24 protein-coding genes and 1 tRNA gene are annotated in these 20,552 nt (G+C 71.1%); 9 read left to right on the forward strand and 16 right to left on the reverse strand.

Annotated features, from left to right (window positions below):
* Nucleotides 1-31: 31 nt before the first annotated feature.
* On the reverse strand, nucleotides 32-841 hold the full coding sequence (locus tag EV187_RS04730; RefSeq protein WP_130351820.1) for an amino acid ABC transporter substrate-binding protein: 810 nt from the start codon (nucleotides 839-841) through the stop codon (nucleotides 32-34).
* Between the two features lie 312 nt (nucleotides 842-1,153).
* Here EV187_RS04730 and EV187_RS04735 point away from each other — a divergent pair, with 312 nt between their 5' ends.
* Nucleotides 1,154-1,483, forward strand: coding sequence for a hypothetical protein (locus tag EV187_RS04735; protein ID WP_130351821.1), 330 nt, complete (start codon nucleotides 1,154-1,156; stop codon nucleotides 1,481-1,483).
* A gap of 69 nt (nucleotides 1,484-1,552) precedes the next feature.
* On the opposite strand, the gene EV187_RS04740 is transcribed toward EV187_RS04735, so the two are convergent.
* The 3 genes from EV187_RS04740 to EV187_RS04750 form a co-directional block, all read right to left on the reverse strand.
* Complete coding sequence (locus EV187_RS04740) at nucleotides 1,553-1,816, reverse strand: hypothetical protein (RefSeq protein WP_130351822.1); 264 nt, start codon at nucleotides 1,814-1,816, stop codon at nucleotides 1,553-1,555.
* Nucleotides 1,817-1,924: 108 nt separating this feature from the next.
* Nucleotides 1,925-3,136 carry an acyl-CoA dehydrogenase family protein gene (locus EV187_RS04745; protein WP_130351823.1) on the reverse strand — a complete coding sequence of 404 codons (1,212 nt, stop codon included), beginning with the start codon at nucleotides 3,134-3,136 and terminating at the stop codon, nucleotides 1,925-1,927.
* A complete protein-coding gene (locus tag EV187_RS04750) occupies nucleotides 3,133-4,293 on the reverse strand; it encodes a CaiB/BaiF CoA transferase family protein (protein WP_207221736.1) in 1,161 nt (386 codons plus the stop codon). The genes EV187_RS04745 and EV187_RS04750 overlap by 4 nt, the downstream gene beginning before the upstream one ends.
* Before the next feature lie 115 nt (nucleotides 4,294-4,408).
* Between EV187_RS04750 and EV187_RS04755 the strand changes: the two genes are divergently transcribed.
* From EV187_RS04755 to EV187_RS04765, 3 genes are all read left to right on the forward strand, one after another.
* Nucleotides 4,409-5,179: a FadR/GntR family transcriptional regulator gene (locus tag EV187_RS04755; RefSeq protein WP_130351824.1), complete on the forward strand. Its 771-nt coding sequence runs from the start codon at nucleotides 4,409-4,411 to the stop codon at nucleotides 5,177-5,179.
* Entirely contained in the window at nucleotides 5,160-5,897 is a 738-nt protein-coding gene (locus EV187_RS04760; RefSeq protein WP_130351825.1) for a PDC sensor domain-containing protein, read from the forward strand. The genes EV187_RS04755 and EV187_RS04760 overlap by 20 nt, the downstream gene beginning before the upstream one ends.
* 81 nt (nucleotides 5,898-5,978) lie before the next feature.
* A complete protein-coding gene (locus EV187_RS04765) occupies nucleotides 5,979-7,343 on the forward strand; it encodes an NAD-dependent succinate-semialdehyde dehydrogenase (protein ID WP_130351826.1) in 1,365 nt (454 codons plus the stop codon).
* A 61-nt stretch (nucleotides 7,344-7,404) separates the two neighbouring features.
* On the opposite strand, the gene EV187_RS04770 is transcribed toward EV187_RS04765, so the two are convergent.
* Nucleotides 7,405-8,547, reverse strand: a complete 1,143-nt coding sequence (locus tag EV187_RS04770; protein ID WP_130351827.1) for a flavin-containing monooxygenase — start codon at nucleotides 8,545-8,547, stop codon at nucleotides 7,405-7,407.
* Between the two features lie 90 nt (nucleotides 8,548-8,637).
* Nucleotides 8,638-10,272 carry a helix-turn-helix transcriptional regulator gene (locus EV187_RS04775; RefSeq protein WP_130351828.1) on the reverse strand — a complete coding sequence of 545 codons (1,635 nt, stop codon included), beginning with the start codon at nucleotides 10,270-10,272 and terminating at the stop codon, nucleotides 8,638-8,640.
* Nucleotides 10,273-10,529: 257 nt separating this feature from the next.
* Between EV187_RS04775 and EV187_RS04780 the strand changes: the two genes are divergently transcribed.
* Nucleotides 10,530-12,053 carry an APC family permease gene (locus tag EV187_RS04780; protein WP_130351829.1) on the forward strand — a complete coding sequence of 508 codons (1,524 nt, stop codon included), beginning with the start codon at nucleotides 10,530-10,532 and terminating at the stop codon, nucleotides 12,051-12,053.
* 124 nt (nucleotides 12,054-12,177) lie between these two features.
* Here EV187_RS04780 and EV187_RS04785 read toward each other — a convergent pair whose 3' ends face one another.
* The 4 genes from EV187_RS04785 to EV187_RS04800 all read right to left on the reverse strand — a co-directional run bounded on the left by EV187_RS04785 (nucleotide 12,178) and on the right by EV187_RS04800 (nucleotide 15,081).
* Entirely contained in the window at nucleotides 12,178-12,570 is a 393-nt protein-coding gene (locus tag EV187_RS04785; RefSeq protein WP_130351830.1) for a nuclear transport factor 2 family protein, read from the reverse strand.
* A gap of 82 nt (nucleotides 12,571-12,652) precedes the next feature.
* A complete protein-coding gene (locus EV187_RS04790) occupies nucleotides 12,653-13,009 on the reverse strand; it encodes an iron chaperone (protein ID WP_130351831.1) in 357 nt (118 codons plus the stop codon).
* On the reverse strand, nucleotides 12,997-13,329 hold the full coding sequence (locus tag EV187_RS04795; protein WP_130351832.1) for a hypothetical protein: 333 nt from the start codon (nucleotides 13,327-13,329) through the stop codon (nucleotides 12,997-12,999). The genes EV187_RS04790 and EV187_RS04795 overlap by 13 nt, the downstream gene beginning before the upstream one ends.
* 129 nt (nucleotides 13,330-13,458) lie before the next feature.
* Nucleotides 13,459-15,081, reverse strand: a complete 1,623-nt coding sequence (locus tag EV187_RS04800) for a helix-turn-helix domain-containing protein (RefSeq protein WP_130351833.1) — start codon at nucleotides 15,079-15,081, stop codon at nucleotides 13,459-13,461.
* Between the two features lie 157 nt (nucleotides 15,082-15,238).
* Between EV187_RS04800 and EV187_RS18665 the strand changes: the two genes are divergently transcribed.
* Entirely contained in the window at nucleotides 15,239-15,508 is a 270-nt protein-coding gene (locus EV187_RS18665) for an acylphosphatase (protein WP_242609435.1), read from the forward strand.
* 93 nt (nucleotides 15,509-15,601) lie between these two features.
* A complete protein-coding gene (locus EV187_RS04810) occupies nucleotides 15,602-15,961 on the forward strand; it encodes an SPW repeat domain-containing protein (protein WP_130351835.1) in 360 nt (119 codons plus the stop codon).
* Nucleotides 15,962-16,056: 95 nt separating this feature from the next.
* Here EV187_RS04810 and EV187_RS04815 read toward each other — a convergent pair whose 3' ends face one another.
* The 6 genes from EV187_RS04815 to EV187_RS04840 form a co-directional block, all read right to left on the reverse strand.
* Nucleotides 16,057-16,275 (reverse strand): hypothetical protein, encoded by a 219-nt coding sequence (locus EV187_RS04815; protein WP_130351836.1) that lies wholly within the window; start codon nucleotides 16,273-16,275, stop codon nucleotides 16,057-16,059.
* Nucleotides 16,276-16,412: 137 nt separating this feature from the next.
* Nucleotides 16,413-17,102 carry a 50S ribosomal protein L1 gene (gene rplA, locus EV187_RS04820; RefSeq protein ID WP_130351837.1) on the reverse strand — a complete coding sequence of 230 codons (690 nt, stop codon included), beginning with the start codon at nucleotides 17,100-17,102 and terminating at the stop codon, nucleotides 16,413-16,415.
* A 135-nt stretch (nucleotides 17,103-17,237) separates the two neighbouring features.
* Entirely contained in the window at nucleotides 17,238-17,666 is a 429-nt protein-coding gene (rplK, locus tag EV187_RS04825; RefSeq protein ID WP_055863240.1) for a 50S ribosomal protein L11, read from the reverse strand.
* 157 nt (nucleotides 17,667-17,823) lie between these two features.
* Nucleotides 17,824-18,750 (reverse strand): transcription termination/antitermination protein NusG, encoded by a 927-nt coding sequence (gene nusG / locus EV187_RS04830; RefSeq protein WP_130351838.1) that lies wholly within the window; start codon nucleotides 18,748-18,750, stop codon nucleotides 17,824-17,826.
* A 62-nt stretch (nucleotides 18,751-18,812) separates the two neighbouring features.
* Nucleotides 18,813-19,088 (reverse strand): preprotein translocase subunit SecE, encoded by a 276-nt coding sequence (gene secE, locus EV187_RS04835; protein ID WP_130351839.1) that lies wholly within the window; start codon nucleotides 19,086-19,088, stop codon nucleotides 18,813-18,815.
* Nucleotides 19,089-19,128: 40 nt separating this feature from the next.
* Nucleotides 19,129-19,201: transfer RNA gene (locus tag EV187_RS04840), tRNA-Trp, on the reverse strand.
* Between the two features lie 304 nt (nucleotides 19,202-19,505).
* On the opposite strand from EV187_RS04840, the gene EV187_RS04845 reads away from it, so the two are divergent.
* Nucleotides 19,506-19,913 carry a DUF7144 family membrane protein gene (locus tag EV187_RS04845; RefSeq protein ID WP_130351840.1) on the forward strand — a complete coding sequence of 136 codons (408 nt, stop codon included), beginning with the start codon at nucleotides 19,506-19,508 and terminating at the stop codon, nucleotides 19,911-19,913.
* A 147-nt stretch (nucleotides 19,914-20,060) separates the two neighbouring features.
* Nucleotides 20,061-20,468 carry a DUF7144 family membrane protein gene (locus EV187_RS04850; RefSeq protein WP_130351841.1) on the forward strand — a complete coding sequence of 136 codons (408 nt, stop codon included), beginning with the start codon at nucleotides 20,061-20,063 and terminating at the stop codon, nucleotides 20,466-20,468.
* The last annotated feature ends 84 nt before the right edge of the window (nucleotides 20,469-20,552 follow it).

The raw sequence follows: 20,552 nt of genomic DNA on the forward strand, positions 1-20,552 counted from the left end.
CGACACCCCCTTCGTGAAGACGGGCGCGAGCCTACTCCGAGACGTCGGCCCCGAAGTACTTGTCACCGAGCTCGGCGAGCACGCCCTCCTCGCGGAGCTCCGCGAGGGCGGCGTCGATCGCCGCCACGAGGTCGGCCTTGTCCTTCGTGAACGCGAGCGCGCTGAGCGACGGGTCGTCGGTCTCGGCCGCGACCTCGAGGCCCGACTGGCCGTTGGTCTTCACGTAGTCGAGGTAGGTCAGCTTGTCGTTGATGGTCGCGTCGACGCGGCCCTGCTCGAGCAGCGCGACGGCCTGCGCCCAGCCCTCGACGGCCTCGACGTTCGCGCCCGACTCCTGGGCGAGCTCGTACCAGTTGCTCGTGAGCGACTGCGCGGTGGTCTTGCCGGCGAGGTCGTCGAAGCTCGAGATCGACGAGTCGCCCTCCTTCACTACGATCACGCCCGGCGAGACGGTGTAGGGCTCGCTGAAGAGGTACTGCTCCTCGCGCTCGGGGTTGATCGAGACCTGGTTGGCGATCACGTCGAACCGGCCGGCGTCGAGGCCCGCGAAGATCGCGTCCCACTGGGTCTCCTGGAACTCGATCTCGAGCCCGAGCTTGTCGGCCACCGCCTCGGCGACCTCCACGTCGTAGCCGGTGAGGTCGCCGCTGCCGTCCTCGTGGTAGCTGAACGGACGGTAGGTGCCCTCGGTCGCGACGGTCAGCGTGCCCGCCGTCACGAGCCCGTACTCGTCGCCCGATGCGGCGTCGGTCGCGGCGGGCGCACCAGAGGAGCACGCGGCGAGGGCGAGGGCGGCGGCGGATGCGGCGACGAGGCCGAGCAGGGTCCGGGTGCGAGACATGGGGTGGTGCTCCGTTCGTGACGTTCGTGACGTGTGGCGTGGGTGCCGGAAGCTTCGATCGGTCGCCCCGGCCACGACGAGTCCAGCACGTGGGCAACGGCACGGTGAAACCGTGTGACCCCACGTTGCATTCCGGGTCGTCGCAGATCGGGACGCGCGTCCCGGGCGCGACGCATGCGTCGCGCGGCATACACGTCACGGCGTGTCGAGCGCAACCCCTCACAGCCGTGGCGGCGGCGTCGATAGAGTGGCGGCGTCGTGGGAGTCCCCTCCCGCGTCGCGGTGCCCCCCACACCAACCCGAAGGAACTCCATGATCACGCTGTCCTGGCTCCTCCTCATCGCCCTCATCGGTGGCGTCCTCGCGCTCGTCGACGGTATCTGGCGTCTCCGCGCACGTGGCGGGAACACGATCGTCGGCGTCATCGAGGTCATCGTCGCCGCGCTGTTCCTGCTGTCGCTGTTCATCCCCGCGATCCCGTGGGGCTCCGTCGTGCTCGGCGTCGCGACGCTCATCGCGCTCGTCGTCGCCCTCTTCGCGGGCGGTCGCACCGGACGGGGCGTCACGATCGCCGCGATCGTGGTCATCGCCGTCTGGCTGGTACTCGTGAACCGCTGGCTGATCATCCCCGGCATCAACTGACCGGCGAGACGCAATCGAGGCGGCCGTCCCCCGTGGGCGGCCGCCTCGATGCGTCAGGATCGTGCGCGGCTAGCCGCGGCCGCCCTCGTGCGCCGTGCTCCAGGCGAGCGCGTCGACGGCGTCGATGCCCAGTTCGGGGTGCCGCGCGCGGAACTCGGCCGAGCCCGCCGAGTAGTCCGCCTCGAGCCGGCGGGCGGCCTTGGCGAGCGCCGGACCGGCCTCGCCGCCGAACCGCGCGATGAGCCGGGCGTCGTCGCGCGCGGGCCGGGCCGTGCGGCCCCATCCGGTCCACTCGACGACGGCTCGGGTGAGACGAGGCTCCATTGCCTTCATCACTTCTCCTTCTGGTTGGAACGCACGCCGCGATGTCACGACGTGCCGGTGGAATCGCGACGATCGTCGGCGATCACGATGGGTGGGACGGCACGGCCCGGTCGCCGGTCAGAAGGCGTTCAGGCCGGTGAGGGCGCGGCCGATGATGAGCTGGTGGATCTCGTCGGTGCCCTCGTACGTGCGGACGGACTCGAGGTTCGCGGCGTGCCGCATCACCGGGTAGGCGCTCGTGATGCCGTCGCCGCCGAGGATGGTGCGGGCCTGGTGCGCGATCTCGAGTGCCTCGCGCACGCTGTTGAGCTTGCCGACCGAGATCTGGGCGGGCGTGAGCTGCCCGCGCTCCTTGAGGCGACCGAGGTGCAGGGCGAGGAGGATGCCCTTCTCGAGCTCGAGCAGCATGTCGGCGAGCTTCGCCTGGGTGAGCTGGTTCGCGCCGATCGGCCTGCCGAACACCTCTCGCTCGCGCGACCGCTCGAGGGCCGCCTCCAGGCACGAGCGGGCCGCGCCCATGGCACCCCAGACGATGCCGTACCGGGCCTCGTTGAGGCAGCCGAATGGCCCCGAGAGTCCGGATGCCTCGGGCAGCATGGCGTCGGCGGGGATGCGGACCCCGTCGAACACCACATCGCACTGCACCGACGCCCGCATCGACAGCTTGCCCTCGATCGGGGTCGCCGCGTAACCGGGCGTCGTCGTCGGGACGAGGAACCCGCGCACCGCGGCGCCGCCCTCGCCGGCGGCGTTCTCCCCCTCGGGGCCGGTCGGATCGTCGACCCGCGCCCAGACGACGGCGACGTCGGCCACGGACGCGAGCCCGATCCATCGCTTCGCGCCGTCGATGACCCAGTCGTCACCGTCACGGCGCGCGGTCGTGGTCATCGCGGCGGGGTCGGAGCCGCCCTGCGGCTCGGTGAGGGCGAAGCATCCGATCAGCTCGCCCCTCGCCATGCCAAGCAGCCAGCGCTGCTTCTGCTCCTCCGAGCCGTACCGGCGGATGGCGCTCATCGCGAGGGAGCCCTGCACCGACACGAACGTGCGCCAGCCCGAATCGGCGGCCTCGAGTTCGAGGCAGACCAGCCCGTAGCTCACAGCGCCGGCGCCCGCGCATCCGTAACCCTCGAGGTGCATGCCGAGGAACCCCTGCGCTCCCAGCTCGTGCACCAGTTCCCGGCGGAAGTGCCGCTGCTCGAAGTCGTCCTCGATGATCGGGAGGATGCGCTCCTGCGCGAAGGCGCGGGCTCGTTGCTGCCATGCGCGCTCCTCGTCGCTGAGGAGGCCGTCGAGGTCGAAGACCTGGTCGACTCGGGGGGCCGTGGTCATGCGGTGGGTCCTTTCTCGGAAGGGCGGAGCCAGTCGGCGCCGGCGTGCTCGTCGAGCCGCGGCGGCGGCGTGCGGTAGCCGGGCGCGGCGCCGGAGATGGTGATCGGGTTCGCGACGGTGCGGCTGGCACCGAGCTCGACCACCGGATCGAGGCCGAGCGACTCCGCGAAGGCGAGCGCCTCGGCGACGTCGTTCACGAGGCCCGCCGGCACGCCGGCGTCGGCGAGCGCCCGCACCCAGTGCTCGGCGGCGTGGGCGGCGAGGGCGGCCTCGAGCTCGGCGCGTAGGTGGTCGCGGTGCTCGACGCGGGTCTCGTTCGTCGCGTAGCGGGGATCGTCGGCGACCCCCGGAATGCCGAGGACCCAGGCGAGCGCGCGGAACTGCCGGTCGTTTCCCACCGCGATGACGAGGTCGCGATCGGCGGCCGGGAACACGGCGTACGGCGCGATGCTCGGGTGCTGGTTGCCGAGGCGTCGCGGGGCACGACCGGTGGCCAGGGTCGAGGCCGCCTGGTTCGTGAGCGCCGAGAGCAGGCTCTGCAGGAGGTTCACCTCGACCCGCCGGCCGAGGCCGGTGCGGTCGCGCTCGCGCAGTGCCAGCAGGATCCCGACGACGGCGTTCTGCCCGCAGAGCACGTCGACGAGGGCGACGCCCGCCTTGGACGGCTCGCCGTCGGGCTCGCCCGTGATCGACATGAGGCCCCCGACCGCCTGCACGAGCAGGTCGTACCCCGCGAGGGTCGCGTCGGGGCCGAACCCGGTGATCGAGCAGTAGACGAGGCGCGGGTTCACGGCGCGCAGGTCGGCGTCGGAGAGCCCGAAGCGATCCATCACGCCGGGCCGGAAGTTCTCGACCACGACGTCGGCGGATGCCGCGAGCCGGCGCGCCTCGGCGAGGCCCGCGTCGGTCGTGAGGTCGAGCGCGACCGAGCGCTTGTTGCGGTTGACGCTGCCGAAGTAGGTGGCCTCCCCCGCTGCATCGACGGGCGGCTTCCAGTGGCGGGTGTCATCACCCGTGGGAGGCTCGACCTTGATGACGTCGGCGCCGAAGTCCGCGAGGGTCATGGTGGCGTACGGGCCCGCGAGCACGCGTGAGAAGTCCGCGACGCGAACGCCCGCGAGCACGCCGAACGGCGCTGCCTGGGTTGGCTCGTGCATGGATCATCCGCCTTCGCATGAAACGGCCCGAGGGGCCGCATGCGATTCATCCTATAGCGAATCTTTTTCGGGCGCGGCGCCGCTCGACGGGATTCCGCTCGACTAACGTGGACGCATGGAGACGAGGGTGGGTCCCGGTGCACGCGAAGCCGTGTTCGCCCAGCTCGCCGATGCCGGCCGCGCCGAGCAGGTCGCCCAGCGCCTCACCGACGGCATCGTGCTCGGGGTCCTCGACCCGGGCGAGCGCCTTCCCAGCGAACCCGAGCTCGCGCGCCGGTTCGGCGTCGCGCTGATCACCGTGCGCGAGGGCCTCGGCATCCTCCGCGTCGCCGGACTCGTCGAGACCCGCCGCGGACGCGAGGGCGGCAGCTTCGTCGTGCGCGACGACGTCGAGCACCGCGGCATCCTGACCGCACGGCTGCGCGGACTCGCCCAGGTCGAGCTCAGCGACATGGCCGTCTACTTCGGCGCGATCCTCGCGGGCGCGGCCGAGCGCGCCGCGGAGCGCGCCTCCGCCGAGGACGCGGCCAACCTGGCCGGGTGGCTGAGCGGCGCCGACTTCTCGACGGCCGCTGCCGCACGCACGAACCAGGGCGGATTCCTCCTGGAGCTGGCCGTGCTCAGCCAGTCGGCGCGGCTGGTGCGGGAGCAGATCCGGCTGCAGGCCGAGTTCGGCCCGCTGCTGCTGCTCGGCCTCGCCGCCGAGTCGGCGCGCGTCGAGGTCGCCGACCTGGACCGGCGGATCGTGCGAGCCGTGGCTCGCGGTCGCGGTGCACGCGCGCGCGAGGCGGCCGGCGAGCTCGTCGAGCTGCTCGCCCGGCGGCTGCTCGCCGCGAAGAACCGCGTCGAGCGAGGGGGTGCCCTCGATGAGCCGCACGCCGACTGAGGTCGCCGAGGCCGTCGCCGACGTGTTCCGGGGCGTGTTCGACCAGCTCGCCGCCTGGCGGGAGCCCATCGAATCGCTGCTCGACGCCGGCCCCGACCTCCGAGCCGCCGCGCTCGACGGCGCGGTCGCCGAACTCGTGCTGCCCCGCCTCGAGGAGCCCGAGCCGATGCTCGTCGGTGCCGGCTTCATCGCCGACGGCGAGGTCGTGCGCGGCCGCGGCGTGCACTTCGCGTGGTGGCTCGGCCCGCTGGCGGACAACCCGGTGCTCGGCTCCACCGACGAGCCGACCCGGCTCGACCTCTCGACGCGCGGTTACGCCGAGTACCTCCGCGACTTCCGTGCCCTCGAGTGGTACCGGATCCCCGCGACCACCCGGCATGCGCATGTCACGGGGCCGTACGTCGACCACCTCTGCACCTGCGACTACATCCTCACCCTCACGATGCCCGTCCACGCACGGGATGGCGAGCGCATGGTCGGCGTGGTCGGGGCCGACGTCGCCGTGCGGCGCCTCGAGGGCGCCCTGCTCCGCGACTTCCTCGACGTCGAGGCGCCGCTGGCGCTCGTGAACGAGCAGGGCCGCGTGGTGCTCTCGACCGATCCGGCGCTGCAGGTCGGCCGCCTGGCCGGCTCGGGTTCGGCCGAGGTGGCCTGCCCCGGGACCCCTTTCACGGTGCGCGTCGACCCCGTGGCATCCGGCTCGTCACCAAAGATTTAGTGTTATATCTTTGACGGACGAGCGACTGCACCGCGGCAGACGGCCTCTGGCGTGCGTGCACCTGAGAAGGAGAGAACTCCCATGAGCTATGCCGTGACCAACCCCGCCACCGGCGAGACGGTCAAGACGTACCCGACCATCACCGACGCCGAGCTCGATGCCGCCATCGCCGCCGCCGACGACGCGCACCGCACGTGGTCGAAGTCGACCACGGTCGAGGAGCGCGCCGCGCTCATCCGCCGCGTGGGCGAGCTGCACGTCGAGCGCCGCCAGGAGCTGGGCGAGATCATCGTGCGTGAGATGGGCAAGCCCATCGAGCAGGCCCTCGCCGAGGCGGACTTCGCGGGCGCCATCTACGAGTACTACGCCGACCACTCGGCCGACTTCCTGAAGGACGAGCCGATCACGCTCCTGGCCGGTGAGGGCTCGGCGGTCATCCGCCGCTCGTCGCTCGGAGTGCTCCTCGGCGTCATGCCGTGGAACTTCCCGTACTACCAGGTCGCACGCTTCGCCGGCCCGAACCTCATCATCGGCAACACGATCCTGCTCAAGCACGCCGAGCAGTGCCCCGAGTCGGCCGCCGCGATCGCGCAGATCTTCCACGACGCGGGCTTCCCCGAGGGCGCATACGTGAACATCTACGCCTCGCACGACCAGATCGAGCAGGTCATCGCCGACCCGCGGGTGCAGGGCGTCTCGCTCACCGGCTCCGAGCGCGCCGGCGCCGCCGTCGCCGAGATCGCCGGCCGCCACCTGAAGAAGGTCGTGCTCGAGCTCGGCGGGTCCGACCCCTTCATCCTGCTGTCGACCGACGACCTCGACGCCACCGTGCAGAACGCCGTCGACGCCCGCCTCGACAACAACGGCCAGTCCTGCAACGCGGCCAAGCGCTTCATCGTGGCCGACGAGCTCTACGAGCCCTTCCTCGAGAAGTTCACCGCGAAGCTCGCGGAGGTCGAGACGGGTGACCCGACCTCGTCCGAGACCGCGCTCGGGCCGCTCTCGTCGCTCAAGGCGGCGGAGGGCCTCGACGAGCAGGTCAAGCGCGCGGTCGAGCACGGCGCGAAGCTCGTGCACGGCGGCACCCGCGACGGCGCGTTCTTCCAGACGACGGTGCTGACGGAGGTCACGCCCGAGAACCCCGCCTCGAAGGAGGAGTTCTTCGGGCCGGTGGCGCAGGTCTACCGCGCGAAGGACGAGGACGAAGCGGTGCGCATCGCCAACGACATCCCGTTCGGCCTCGGCTCCTACGTGTACACGACCGACCAGCAGCAGGCGCTGCGCGTCGCCGACGGCATCGAGGCCGGCATGGTCTTCGTCAACGTCGTGCTCGCCGACGGCGCCGAGCTGCCCTTCGGCGGCATCAAGCGCTCGGGCTCGGGCCGCGAGCTCGGCCGGTTCGGCGCCGACGAGTTCGTCAACAAGAAGATGATCCGCATCGGCTGACGCCGCCGGCGTTCGATGGACGCGATGAGCCCCCGGCCGCTGCGGTCGGGGGCTCATCGCGTCACGAGGACGTGTCGACGGCGACCGTCGAGGCGTTCGTCGGCGCCGCGCGACGCGCCCGCATCCGACGTGCGAGGTGGGCCGCATCGCGGGTCGCCCCGGGCAGGGTCGCCGAGGCCATCGCGTACATGAACTCCCGCCCGATCACGTAGAGGCCGGGGACGGCGTCCACGACGCCCCGGCGCTGCAGCATCGTCCCGTCGTCGTCGAAGGCGGGGAGCTCGACCCAGGTCAGGTCGTCCCGGTACCCCGTGCACCAGATGATGTTCGCCACGTCGAGCACGTCGCCCGCGGCGGTGACGGGCGACCCGTCGCGGGCGTCGACCAAGCGCTCGACCCGGGCGACGCCGGCCGCGTCGAGGTCGGCGCGCTTCGTGCGGATGAGCGGCGCGCCGCGGCCCGCGAGCTTCGGCAGCACGCGCCGACCGATCGGCGTGCCCAGGGTGAGCACGTGGAGTCCGGCGAACCGCACCGCGGGCAGCACGAACCGCGCCGCCGCACGGCCGTGGCGCAGCGGCAGCTCGCCCGTCGGCGTGCCGGCGATGGTCGTGTCGTGCGAGCCGCTCACGTCGAGCGCGATCTCGGCGCCCGAGTTGCCCATCCCGACGACGAGCACGGGCCCGGGTCGCAGCTGCGCCGGGGTCCGGTAGTCGCTCGAGTGCAGCTGCAGCACGGATGATCCGATCCGGCCGGCGAACTCGGGGACCCGGGGCACCTGGTAGCCCCCCGTCGCCAACACCACGTTCTCGGCCTCCCAGCGGCGGACACCGGATTCGACGACGAACCGCTCGCCGTCGCGGCGCACGCGATCCACGTGGACGCCCGTGCGGACGGGAAGCCCGAAGTGCTGCGCATAGGCTTCGAGGTAGTCGGCCTGTTCGTCCTTCGACGGGAACCCGAGCCGGTCGCCCGGGAACGGCATCCCCGGGAGGCCATCGAACTTGGCCGGAGTGAACAGGCGCAGGGAATCCCAGCGCAGGCGCCACGCGTCGCCGATGCGCGCATGCGCGTCGAGGATCACGAGGTCGCGGTGCTGCTGCACCAGGTGGTAGGCGATCGCCAGTCCGGCCTGCCCGCCGCCGATGACGACGGTGTCGAGCACGCGGCCGGACTCGCCCTGGGTGTCGTGCGATGTCTCGTTCATGGACCGGACGCTACGGCGACCCGACGTGGCCCGCGTCGAGCCGATCCCCCATTCGCGCGCGGGCGCTGGGGGATTCCACGCAGGTGTCGGTCAGTCCGCGAGTCCGTGCCGGAAGGCGTACGCGGTCGCCGCCGACCTCGACGAGAGTCCGAGCTTGCCGAAGATGTTGCTGAGGTGACGCTCGACCGTCTTCTCGCTCAGGTAGAGCTCTCGCGCGATCTCGCGGTTCGTGTCGCCGGCCGCCACGAGCCGCAGCACCTCGACCTCACGAGGGGACAGCCCGTCGTCCCGCGCGTGCGGCGCGGCCGACGACTCGGCCTCCGCCGCCGCGAGCGCCGGCTGGGCTCCCAGCTCGACGAACACCGCCCGCGCGGCGTCGAGCTCCATGGCCGCTGAGGCCTCGTCGCCGAGCGCCCGGCAGGCGCGTGCCGCGATCACCCGGCACCGCGCCGCTTCGAAGGGGACCTCGAGGTCCCTCCACCGCGTCCATGCGCGCCGGGACGTGGCGAGCGCGGACGGGGCGTCGCCCTCGGCGAACCGCACGGCGGCCTCCGCCTGCTCGGCGATCGCGGCCAGCATCGGCATGCCGCTCGCCGCGCTCAGCGCCGCGAGCTCGTCGGCGGCCGCCCGTGCTCCGGCGACGTCGCCCGCGGCGAGGAGGACCTCCACCAGCGGCCCGAGGAGCGGCCGCCGTTCCGCGGGGCCGACACGGCCGGCCGCGGCGAGCATCATCGTGCGGGCGAGGTCGGCGTCGCCCTCCGCCAGCCGCAACAGGGCGAGCCCGGGCTGCGGCTCGAAGCCCGTCCGGGCGGCCTGCTCGTACGATGCCGCCGCCGCCACGGCGTCGCCGCGGAGTCGATGGATCTCGCCGTTCTGGTACCAGGCTCCGAAGAGCCCGTCGTGATCGCCCCGCTCGGATCGCTCCCGCGCCTCCACGGCGGCGGCGAGCGCGTCGGCCCACGCCCCGTGCAGGAGGAACTGCGCGGCGCGTTGCGCATGGCACTGCCCGCTGAACGCGACCATGTCGGGTCGTTCGTCGCACCAGTGGTCGAGCGCCCGGGTCCACTCCCTGGCGCGCTGCACGTCGAACGCGAGGCGACAGCACTGCAGGACCGCGCAGTAGACGATGCCGGAGGGCACGGGCGAGAGCTCTCCGGCGGTGACCGCGACCATGACCTCGTCCAGCAGCGCGAGGCCGACCTCCGGCCGGCCCAGCATGATCTCCGCCTGGCCGAGCCCGAGGTCGGCGAGCGCCACGAGGTCGCTGTCGTGCGCATCGCGGGCGAGCTGCGATGCTCGCCGGAACGCGGCCGCGGACCGCTCGCCGTCGCCCGCGTAGAACGCGGCGAGTCCTTCGGGGATGAGCAGGAACCCGTGGTCCGGTCGGCCGTCCGGGTCCTGCTCCACCAGTCGTTGCGCGCGTGCGAACCATCCGCCGGCGCGGGCGCGGTCCCCGAGGCCCATGAGCTGCATGCCCAGCCATGTGGCGCACCGCGTGGCGGCCTCGACGTCCTCCTCGGCGAGGTACGCCTCGTGGGCGCGCGTCAGCGCGTCGATGCCCTCCTCGAAGCGTCCGAGCAGGATGGCCGCGATGGCGAGGTGCTCGAGGTCGGATGCCGCGACGGCGTGCTCGCGATCGGCCTCGTCGAGCCCGGCGACGGCGTCGGCGAAGCGGTGCTCCCGATACGCGGTGCGGCCCCGGTCGAGGGCCGTCGGCGTGGTCATGACGCCTCCAAGCGCTGATGGCGCCGGGCGCATGGCGGGTGGACGCCGCCCCCGTCCGATGCCTGCCATCAGGCTAGCCCCGCCCCTCCTGGGGCGGCAACGTGCGTCGTCGTCGCGGCATCCGCTGCTCGCGCGTGCACCGACCACGATAAATCATCCGGTGCTATAGCTTTGAAGCCGAAGGTATGGCATGCTGGCGCAACCGACTGGCGTCCGGGGTGGGCGGGCGCGATCAATGACGATCTCGAAAGGTCACGATGTCAGAACCCGCGAAGCCCGCCGAACTCGGCGACGGCGAGCACCTCCAGGTCCTCGGCTACGAGGACTCGTTCAACCGTTCCATGAGCCTCTGGGCGAACTTCGCCCTCGGCTTCACCTACCTCTCGCCCCTCGTCGGCGTCTACTCGTTGTTCGCCGTGGCGCTCACCGTCGGCGGTCCGCCCTCGATCTGGTGGATCGTCATCGTCGGCGCGGGGCAGCTGCTCGTCTCGCTCGTATTCGGCGAGGTCGTGTCGCAGTACCCGATCCACGGCGGCATCTACCCGTGGGCCCGGCGCCTGTGGGGTCGCCGGTACGCGTGGATGGCGGCGTGGGTCTACATCTGGGCGATGATCGTCACCATCACGGCGGTCGCCGAGTACGGCTCCGGCTTCGCCGCGAGCCTGTTCGGCATCGAGCACACCGCCGACACCACCCTCTGGCTCACCCTCGGACTGCTGCTCGTCGCGCTCGCGATCAACTTCACGGGCACGAAGTGGCTCGCGAGGGTCGCCCGCATCGGCCTCGCCGCCGAGCTGATCGGCGTCATCGGGCTCGGCCTCTACCTGCTGGTCTTCCAGCGCAAGCAGGAGTTCAGCGTGTTCTTCGACACCATGGGCGTCGAGGGGGACGGCAGCTACGTCACGGCGTTCTTCGGCGCGGCCCTCGCCGGCCTCTTCCTCTTCTACGGGTTCGAGGCGTGCGGCGACGTGGCCGAGGAGGTCGAGAGCCCGGCCCGGCGCATCCCGCGCGCCATGGTGCTCACCATCCTCGTCGGCGGCGTCTCGGCCCTGTTCTCGTTCGGCGGCTACGTGCTCGCCGCGCCCGACCTCCAGGCGATCGTGTCCGGCGAGGACGCGGACCCGATCCCGGCCATCCTCGAGGCGACGCTCGGGCCGGTCGGCGCGAAGGTCTTCCTCGTCATCGCGGTCACGGCGTTCCTCTCCTGCGTGCTCAGCCTGCAGGCGGCGGCGAGCCGCCTGCTGTTCTCGTTCGCGCGCGACGGCATGATCCCCGGCCACCGCTGGCTCTCCAGGGTGACCGAGGGCAGCAAGGTGCCGGCGAACGCGCTCATCGTCGCGTGCACCGTGCCGGCGCTCATCGCCGTGCTGGTGTGGCTGAACGCCGACCTGCTCTACCCGGTCACGGCGTTCGCGGTGCTCGGCATCTACGTCGCCTTCCAGATGGTGGTGCTCGCGTCGCTGCGCCAGCGCTTCCGCGGCTGGAAGCCGGCCGGTCCGTTCACGCTCGGCCGCTGGGGCATCGTCGTGAACGTCGCGGCGCTCGCGTACGGCGTGTTCGCGATGATCCTCCTCGCGACGCCCGGCGCATCGGGCGACGTCGTCACCGACTGGATCGTGCTCATCGGCCTCGGCGTCGTGCTCGCGACCGGACTCGCGTACCTGTTCCTCGCGCGACCCGACCGCAAGTCCGACGCCCCGGCCGGCGACGCGATCGACGTCGCGGAGCGCCTTCGTGCGCACCGCGGCGAGCCCGTCGCGGAGCCGACGGCCGTGAAGTAGCGGGCTGTCCGCGACGGGGGGCGCCTCGGGATCGATCGGTCCCGGGGCGCCTCGCGCGTCCGGCGGCGGCATCCGGGCCGGCCGGGCTCGTCGGCCTGGGCTGGAACCGTGAATGCCGTGCGCGCTAGGCCAGGTCCGCGTGGCGGTGGGCGACGTACCACCGGCCGTCTTCACGCCGGTACACCTGGGTCGCGCGAATCGTGAAGGTGCGCGGCTCGCCATCGATCGACGCCGTGACCCGTTCGTAGCCGGCCGTGTAGGCGGCATCGCCGACGACGTCGGCCGCGATCAGCTGCAGGTCGTATGACGTGCAGTCCGAGAAGCTCATCGCGAGCACGTCGAACGCCTCGACCACGGCTTCCCGCCCCTGGGCGTTACGCCAGGCTCCGAGCACGCCCACCGGCTCGCGCCGGGACCACGCGGCCTTACGCGGTGCGGCGTCGCCGTTCAGCAGGGCACGCTCAGCGGCCACGAGCGTGTCGTCCACCCATGCCAGGAAGTCCTCGCGGTCGCCCATGCGTTCATGCTGCTACGCCCCGGGTGCCGCGCACAACCTCCGCGCGTGGCATCCGGGCCCGCGCTCGTGCGCGAGTGCGCGCCTAGCGCTTCTTCGCGGCGTCGATCTGGTCGCGCCGCAACAGGATGATGCGGTCGACGACCGAGTCGGGCAGCGGATGCTCCGCCGTGAACCGGATCGTGCCCTTGGACCACGAGAAGCCGCCGAGTTCGCCCTCGATGGACGACACCACCTCGGGGCTGAACGGATAGAGGCCGATGTGGTCCTTCGTCGACATCAGGCTGAGCAGCGGCGAGTCGCGGTACCGCAGGGCCGGCATGCCGTAGCTCCGTCCCTCCACCGCCTCGGGCACCAGCGACACCGCTCGCGCGCGGATCCGCTCGATCAGGTCGCGGTCGGGCGCCTCCAGCCCCGCGATGTAGTCGCTCATCTCCCCCATGACGTCACATCGTACGCTGACGGATCCTCCGCAGGCAGGTGCGCGTCGCGCCGCCGCAGCGCGGCGCGCTTCTGGCCGAGGCACAGCACGAGCATGATCGCGCACGAGACGAGGTAGAACACGTGCAGCGCCCAGATGGGCCCGATCGGCAGGCTGAACACGTAGAGCGAGTACACGGCGTTCGCCGCGTTGATCATCGCCAGGCTCGAGAGGCTGTACGACGAGACATCCCGCGTGCGCAGCGCCTTGCGCAGCATCGGCAGGTTGCTGACCGCGAACACGACGGTCGAGACCGTGCCGGCGATCATCGGGATGTCCATGGCCGCAACCGTAGGCGCGGCATCCGCTCGGCCGCGTCGACCGAAGCGCCCATCTTCGGCTGCCGTTCGCATGGGTCATTCTGTGTAGTGCTGTGTAGTGCGTTGTCTCGTGCGGTCCGACGACCCCGCTCAGACGAGCCCGTTCTCGTAGGCGTAGGCGGTCGCGGCCGCTCGTGTCGAGAGCCCGAGCTTGCCGAAGATGTTGCTGAGGTGACGTGCGACGGTCTTCTCGCTGAGCGAGAGCCGCGCGCCGATCGCACGATTGGTGAGCCCGGTCGAGACGAGCCGAAGCACCTCGAGCTCGCGCGCCGTGAGCACGCCCGCGCGGCGATCCCCCATCAGGTCGGCGAGCTCCGCGAGGGCGGGATCGGCGCCGAGCGCGGCGAACACGTCGCGCGCGCCCCGGAACTCGGCGTGTGCGGCGTCGCGATCGCCGAGGTCGAGCAGGGCGCGCCCGGCCGTCACCATGCATCGCGCGCGTTCGTACGGGGCGCCGATCGACTGCCACGCGCGAGTCGCGTCGTGCGCCGCGCCGAGCGCCGCCGACGGGTCGCCCGCAGCGAGCTGCATGCGCGCCTCCGCAGCGGCGACGGTCGCGGCCAGCATCGGGGTGGGCGTCGACCGGCCCGCCGCCCGGAGCTCGTCGACAGCACGGCGGGCTGCATCGACGTCGCCCGCGGCGACCTCGATCTCGACCACGGCGGGCAGCAGGAACCGGCGCGTGAACGGGTCGGCGCCCGCTGCGCTGCGTCGGATCTCGTCCTGTGCGCGGTGCGTCCTCCCGAGGGCGAGCTGGAGCAACGCGAGTCCCGGCTGCGGCTCCCATCCCGATTCGCCGGCTCTCCGGTAGGACTCCTCGGCGGAATGGAAGGCGCCCCGCAGCCGTCCGAGCTCGGCGAGCTGGTAAGGCGCGCCGTAGACGGCCCGGTAGTCGCCCGCGCGGAAGCGCGACAGCGCGAGCTCCACAGCTGTCGATGCCTCCGCCCAGGCGCCCCGGATCAGGAGCAGCGCTGCCTGCAGCGCGTGACGCTGCCCGCTGAACGTGATCAGCTCGGGTTGATCGCGGCACCATCGATCGAGCACGCTGGTCCACTCGCCGGCGCGTTCCAGGTCGAACGCCATGATCGCGTCGGAGATCAGGGCGCAGGAGATGACGCCGGCCGACACCGGCGCGACGTCGCCGGCCGCGACAGCGGTCATGGCACGATCGAAGCATCGGAACCCCTCCGCGGAGGCACCGGTCTCGATCAGCGTCTTGCCGAGGCCGAGCCTCGTGACGGCAGCGAGTTCGCGGTCGTCGTGTTGCTCCGCGATCGTGAGCACCGCCTCGAACTCCTGCCTCGCCTCTTCCGGATTCCCGCTGCCGAGCTGCGCGACCGCCGGCGCCAACCGCACGAACCCGGCCATCGCACCCGGCTCCGCCATCGCGTCCGCGACCCGCATCGCGCGCTTCGCCCACACGACGCTTCGCGTGAAGTCCCCGAGTTCGATGAGATCGAGGGCGAGCCAGCCCGCCGAGCGCGCGGCACCCGCCGTGTCCTCGCCCGCGAGATGGCCCTCGTACGCCCGCGACAGTGCGTCCACCGAGGCCGCCGGCTCCCCACGGAGGAGCGCGACCGTCGCGAGCACCTCGAGGTCGGATGCCGCAAGCCCATCCGTCGCGTCGACCCGGGCGAGGAGCTCGTGCGCGTCAGACCAGCGACGTTCAGCCGCTGCCGCGCGGCCGGCGTCGAGTGCGCTGGACGAGGTCATGTCGCTCCCCCGCCGGTCGCGCCCCGCTCGGAGCCGGTGCCGGCGCCGTCATCGTGCGGGAACGCTACCGCCGATCCGACGGCATCCGCAAGGTCCGCCCGGGCGACGGCACCCGGCCACTCCTCGCCGACCGGCCTCCAGCCCCTACGCTGGAAGGGTGATCCGCAGGCGGGTGATCGTGCACGGCGGGGTCCAGGGCGTGGGCTACCGCTACACCGCGCGGCTGGAGGCGGAGCGGCTCGGCGTCGCCGGGTGGGTGCGCAACCGCCCCGACGGCGCGGTGGAGGCGGAGGTCGAGGGCGACGAGGCATCCGTGCAGGCGATGCTCGACTGGCTCGCCGAAGGACCGCCTGGCGCCGTCGTGCGCACCACCGAGGTCTCGGAGGTCGAGCCCGGCGGCGAGCGGGGCTTCCGGATCGCGTTCTGAGCGACGACGAGACGATTGCCCGGCCGCTCGAACGGTCGTACCGTTGAGGTGACCCCCGAATGGGAGCCACCGACGGCAAGGAGGTTGGTTTCTATGAAGAAATGGACGCGATGGGAGGACTGGGTGGCCATCGCCGCCGGTCTCGTCGTAGCCCTCTCCACGATGTTCATGCCCGCGATGGGAGCGTCGGTGGCGATCATGGCCACGCTCGGCGTGCTGCTCATCATCTCGGGGCTCGTGAACCTCGCATTCCCCGGCATGGTGGCCATGGAGTACGTCCAGGGCGCCCTCGGCCTGTTGCTGATCATCTCGCCGTGGGTCGGCGGATACGCCGACGCCATGACCTTCGGCCCGGCGTGGATGTCGTGGATCTGCGGGGCGGTCGTCGTGATCGTCGCCGCGCTCGCCATCCGGCCGAGCATGCGTGCCCACCACGACGCGATCACGCACTGATTCGCGGTCACCCGCACACGGAGGAGGAACGACGAAGGGCCCGCCGGCGAACCGGCGGGCCCTTCGCACTCGCGCGCGGAGCGGAGCGCTCAGAACTAGTAGACCTCGTAGCCGTGGTGCGGTGATTCCTCACCGGTGCGCTCGCGACCGCGGCGTCGTTCGGCGGACACGAGCAGCCACACGACGACCGCCGCGAGCACGAGGGCGTACACGGCGGGGCCCCACGCGCCGATCGAGGCCATCCACATCGCGGCGAGCACGGCCACTCCGAGTGTGCCGATCGAGGCGATGACGACATTCGTTCGTTCGCTCATGTCGTCAGGCTATGCCGACCCACCGACACCGCGAGGTGCGAGCGGGGCGATGTCCGAACGACGACGACGGGCCCGCCGGCGAACCGGCGGGCCCTTCGCATGGGTCGCGACTCGCATGAGTCGGCGACTCGGGTGGCTCAGATGGCGTTGACGTCCAGCGGGATGCCGGGGCCGAACGTGGTCGACACGGCGCCCTTCTGGATGTAGCGGCCCTTGGCGCTCGACGGCTTGAGACGCACGACCTCTTCGAGGGCGGTCTTCAGGTTGTCGTTGAGCTGCTCCTGCGAGAACGAGGCCTTGCCGACGACGAAGTGCACGTTGGCGTGCTTGTCGACGCGGAACTCGATCTTGCCGCCCTTGATCTCCTCGACCGCCTTGGCGGGGTTCGGGGTCACGGTGCCGGTCTTCGGGTTGGGCATGAGGCCGCGCGGACCGAGCACCTTGCCGAGGCGTCCGACCTGGCCCATGAGCTCGGGCGTGGCGACGGCGGCGTCGAACGACGTGTAGCCGCCGGCGACCTTCTCGATGAGCTCGGCGCCGCCGACCTCGTCGGCGCCCGCCGCGATCGCGGCCTCGGCCGCGGGGCCGGTCGCGAACACGATGACGCGGGCGGTCTTGCCGGTGCCGTGCGGGAGGATGACGGTGCCGCGCACCATCTGGTCGGCCTTGCGGGGGTCGACGCCGAGCTTCAGCGCGACCTCGACCGTGGAGTCGAACTTCGCCGAGCCGGTCTGCTTCGCGAGGGCGACCGCGTCGGTGGGGGTGTAGTACTTGCCGGCCTCGATCTTCTCGGCCGCGGCCCGGTAGGCCTTGGACTTCTGTGCCATGTTGCTTCTCCTTGAGAGAGTGTGGTCATCTGCGCCTGGCGGGCGCTGCCACGAAATGAGAGTTCTGCGGTGTCGGATGCCGCGGCATCCGTTCGGGCCGTGAGACGCGCGACGGCGCTCGTCGACCCGCGGCGACTATTCGACCGTGATGCCCATCGAGCGAGCGGTGCCCGCGATGATCTTCGATGCGGCGTCGAGGTCGTTCGCGTTGAGGTCGACCATCTTCGCCTCGGCGATCTCGCGCACCTGCGCCTGGGTCAGCTTGCCGACCTTGGTGGTGTGCGGGACGCCCGAGCCCTTGGCGACGCCGGCGGCCTTCTTGATCAGCTCGGCGGCCGGTGGGGTCTTCAGGATGAAGGTGAACGAGCGGTCTTCGTAGACCGTGATCTCGACGGGGATGACGTTGCCACGCTGCGACTCGGTCTGCGCGTTGTACGCCTTGCAGAACTCCATGATGTTCACGCCGTGCTGACCCAGGGCCGGGCCGATGGGCGGGGCCGGGTTCGCGGCGCCGGCCTTGATCTGAAGCTTGATCAGACCAGTGACCTTCTTCTTCGGTGCCATGATTTCTCTCTTTCTGATCGAACGCCCCGCTGCGGGGCACTCTCCCGCGGGGCCCGGCGGATCCGGGTCGCGGTGGTCGATGTGTCGAATCAGCACTGTCTGACGCAGCACAACCCCCCGAGTATACCGGAGGGTCGCTGCGTGCGTGCTGGGAGGGCTAGAGCTTGGTGACCTGGTCGAAGCTGAGCTCGACCGGGGTCTCGCGCTCGAACAGCGAGACGAGCACCGTGAGCTTGCCGCTCTCGGGCTTGATCTCGCTGATCGTGCCGGGCAGGCCCGCGAACGAGCCGTCCTTGATCGTGATGGTCTCGCCGATCTCGAAGTCGACCTCGGCGGGGATGGCGCGGGCCGCACCCGCGGCCGCACCGGCCTTCGCACCCTTGACGGGCGCGACGTCCTTGATCTCGACGAGGCTCTTCAGCATGCCGAAGGCCTCCTCGAAGCGGAGGGGGGTGGGATTGTGGGCGTTGCCCACGAAGCCCGTGACGCCGGGAGTGTGGCGGATGACCGACCAGCTCTCCTCGTTGAGGTCCATGCGCACCAGCACGTAACCGGGGATTCGCACGCGGGTGACCATCTTGCGCTGGCCGTTCTTGATCTCGACGACGTCTTCCATCGGCACCTCGACCTGGAAGATGTAGTCGGCCATGGCCATCGACTCGCGCCGCTGCTCGATGTTCGCCTTCACGCGACGCTCGAAGCCCGCGTAGGAGTGGATGACGTACCACTTGCCCGGGAGGAAGCGCAGCTCGGCGCGGAACTCCTCGTACGGGTCGACGACGTCCTCGGCCTCCTCCTGCGTCGCCTCTGCGGCGGCGAGCACCTCGTCCTCGGAGTCGATGTCGAGGGCGTCGTCGATCACGGCGTCGGCCTCGGGATCGGCGGCCTCGGCCATCGCGTCCAGCACGGCATCGAGGTCGATGTCGTTGCCCTCGTCGTCGACGATGTGCACCGCACGGTGCTCGGCCGGTTCGACGGACAGCTCGTCGTGCTCGAGCGAGTTGCCCTCCTGGGCCTCGTCGTCATCGGCGGCCTGCTCGGCGGCCGTGGCCCAGTCGACGTCGTCGCGCTCAGTCTTCGACACTTTGTGATTCCTTTTCCTCGTTCCGCCCTCGGGCGGCCGGTTGTTCGGGCCGAGCGGCCCGATCAGGCCCCCGGCGTTCCGAAGACGTACAGCACGAGCCAGCCGAAGATCTGGTCGAGGCCCCACACGAGCGCCATCATGATGATGACGAACACGAGCACCACGACCGTGAAGCTGACCAGCTCCTTGCGCGTCGGGGTGACGACCTTCTTCAGTTCGGCGATCACCTGCCGGATGAACAGGGCGATCCTCGCGAAGGGGTTCCGACGCGCTGCGCGGTCGCGCTTCGCGTTGGCGACGACATCCTCGCTGGGTTCGTCGATGATCTTGCGTGCCACCTCGTACACCTTTCGTGGGCCGGCATTCACTGCCGGCTCGCAGGGCGGACAGGACTCGAACCTGCAACCTGCGGTTTTGGAGACCGCTGCTCTACCAATTGAGCCACCGCCCTATGGGCACTCCGCCGGGGAGCCTTCCACAGGTGTCTCGACAGCACAAGCTCACTACGTGCTTCTGGGATTCAGCCGGAAATGAGGCGCAGAAAAGCTTGGCTGACTCAACAACCTCACCAAGTGTATGCGACGCCAGAGGCAGAGCAAAACCGAGCGGATGCGGCGTGCCGGCGCCCGACGGGAGCGACCGCGTTTCACGCGATCCGCGTGATGCCGGGGCATCCGCCGGGGTCGTAGCGTGACGGCAGCACCAACGCGCCGGCGAGCGCCGCGCGCATCACGCGGAGGCAAGGAGTGGTACCCATGAGTGACACGCAGGTGACCGGCTGGGTCGGATGGGGCTGGTTCGCCGGCATCATCCTGATCATCGCCGGCGTGATCGACGCGATCTACGGCTTCATCGCGGTGTTCCTTCCGAGCAGCTCGTACTTCATCCTCGGCGAGGGCGGACTCGTGCTGCTCGACGTCCAGGGCTGGGGCTGGTGGCACGTCATCATCGGCGCAGCGCTGATCCTCGTGGGACTCGCCCTGTTCACGGGCGCCGGATGGGCCCGCGTGACCGCGATCGTCCTCGCCGCGATCAACGGCGTGAGCCAGCTCTTCCTGCTTCCCGTGCAGCCGTGGTGGTCGCTGATCGTGCTCACGCTCGACGTCCTCGTGATCTACGCGCTCACCGTGCACGGCCGCGAGCTGAAGGTCGCACGGTCCTGACCGACACGTCCGACGGCGTCGTGCTGGTCGCGGTTTCACGCGATCGGCATGATGCCGCGGCAACCGCAGTCGTCCTACCGTGAGGCCCAGCAGCACCGCGCCGACGCGCCCGCCCGGCGCTTCATCCGATCGAAGGGGTGTGGTCCCATGGCCGACAACGAGGTGACCGGCTGGGTCGGATGGGGCTGGTTCGCCGGCATCGTCCTGCTCATCGCCGGCGTGTTCAGTGCATTGCACGGCTTGACCGCGCTGCTCGCACCCGGGAGCGCGTACTTCGCCAAGGTCGAGGGCGGGCTGATCGTCTTCGACGTCACCGGGTGGGGATGGTGGCACCTGATCACCGGCATCGCGTTGATCCTCGTGGCCGGCGCGCTCTTCTCGGGGGCCACGTGGGCCCGCGTCGTGGCGGTGATCCTCGTGGGCATCAACGCGGTCGGGCAGCTGTTCACGATCGCCACGGCGCCCTGGTGGTCGCTGATCGTGCTCACGCTCGACGTCCTCATCATCTACGCGCTCACGGTGCACGGCCGCGAGCTGAAGACCAGCGCGCGCTGACGAGCTGCACCGGCCGCGGCATCCGTTCCGACGAGCGGATGCCGCGGTTCACGTGTGCGCGCGGCGTCGGCCTAGATTGGAAGC

Origin of the sequence: Agromyces ramosus (genome assembly GCF_004216665.1) — a bacterium.
Classification (GTDB): domain Bacteria; phylum Actinomycetota; class Actinomycetes; order Actinomycetales; family Microbacteriaceae; genus Agromyces; species Agromyces ramosus.

Excerpts from the sequence above, each read along its gene's own strand:
- EV187_RS04730 (WP_130351820.1), bottom strand. The coding sequence starts at position 841 with ATGTCTCGCACCCGGACCCTGCTCGGCCTCGTCGCCGCATCCGCCGCC.
- EV187_RS04735 (WP_130351821.1), top strand. The coding sequence starts at position 1,154 with ATGATCACGCTGTCCTGGCTCCTCCTCATCGCCCTCATCGGTGGCGTC.
- EV187_RS04740 (WP_130351822.1), bottom strand. The coding sequence starts at position 1,816 with ATGAAGGCAATGGAGCCTCGTCTCACCCGAGCCGTCGTCGAGTGGACC.
- EV187_RS04745 (WP_130351823.1), bottom strand. The coding sequence starts at position 3,136 with ATGACCACGGCCCCCCGAGTCGACCAGGTCTTCGACCTCGACGGCCTC.
- EV187_RS04750 (WP_207221736.1), bottom strand. The coding sequence starts at position 4,293 with ATGCACGAGCCAACCCAGGCAGCGCCGTTCGGCGTGCTCGCGGGCGTT.
- EV187_RS04755 (WP_130351824.1), top strand. The coding sequence starts at position 4,409 with ATGGAGACGAGGGTGGGTCCCGGTGCACGCGAAGCCGTGTTCGCCCAG.
- EV187_RS04760 (WP_130351825.1), top strand. The coding sequence starts at position 5,160 with ATGAGCCGCACGCCGACTGAGGTCGCCGAGGCCGTCGCCGACGTGTTC.
- EV187_RS04765 (WP_130351826.1), top strand. The coding sequence starts at position 5,979 with ATGAGCTATGCCGTGACCAACCCCGCCACCGGCGAGACGGTCAAGACG.
- EV187_RS04770 (WP_130351827.1), bottom strand. The coding sequence starts at position 8,547 with ATGAACGAGACATCGCACGACACCCAGGGCGAGTCCGGCCGCGTGCTC.
- EV187_RS04775 (WP_130351828.1), bottom strand. The coding sequence starts at position 10,272 with ATGACCACGCCGACGGCCCTCGACCGGGGCCGCACCGCGTATCGGGAG.
- EV187_RS04780 (WP_130351829.1), top strand. The coding sequence starts at position 10,530 with ATGTCAGAACCCGCGAAGCCCGCCGAACTCGGCGACGGCGAGCACCTC.
- EV187_RS04785 (WP_130351830.1), bottom strand. The coding sequence starts at position 12,570 with ATGGGCGACCGCGAGGACTTCCTGGCATGGGTGGACGACACGCTCGTG.
- EV187_RS04790 (WP_130351831.1), bottom strand. The coding sequence starts at position 13,009 with ATGGGGGAGATGAGCGACTACATCGCGGGGCTGGAGGCGCCCGACCGC.
- EV187_RS04795 (WP_130351832.1), bottom strand. The coding sequence starts at position 13,329 with ATGGACATCCCGATGATCGCCGGCACGGTCTCGACCGTCGTGTTCGCG.
- EV187_RS04800 (WP_130351833.1), bottom strand. The coding sequence starts at position 15,081 with ATGACCTCGTCCAGCGCACTCGACGCCGGCCGCGCGGCAGCGGCTGAA.
- EV187_RS04810 (WP_130351835.1), top strand. The coding sequence starts at position 15,602 with ATGAAGAAATGGACGCGATGGGAGGACTGGGTGGCCATCGCCGCCGGT.
- EV187_RS04815 (WP_130351836.1), bottom strand. The coding sequence starts at position 16,275 with ATGAGCGAACGAACGAATGTCGTCATCGCCTCGATCGGCACACTCGGA.
- rplA (WP_130351837.1), bottom strand. The coding sequence starts at position 17,102 with ATGGCACAGAAGTCCAAGGCCTACCGGGCCGCGGCCGAGAAGATCGAG.
- rplK (WP_055863240.1), bottom strand. The coding sequence starts at position 17,666 with ATGGCACCGAAGAAGAAGGTCACTGGTCTGATCAAGCTTCAGATCAAG.
- EV187_RS04845 (WP_130351840.1), top strand. The coding sequence starts at position 19,506 with ATGAGTGACACGCAGGTGACCGGCTGGGTCGGATGGGGCTGGTTCGCC.
- EV187_RS04850 (WP_130351841.1), top strand. The coding sequence starts at position 20,061 with ATGGCCGACAACGAGGTGACCGGCTGGGTCGGATGGGGCTGGTTCGCC.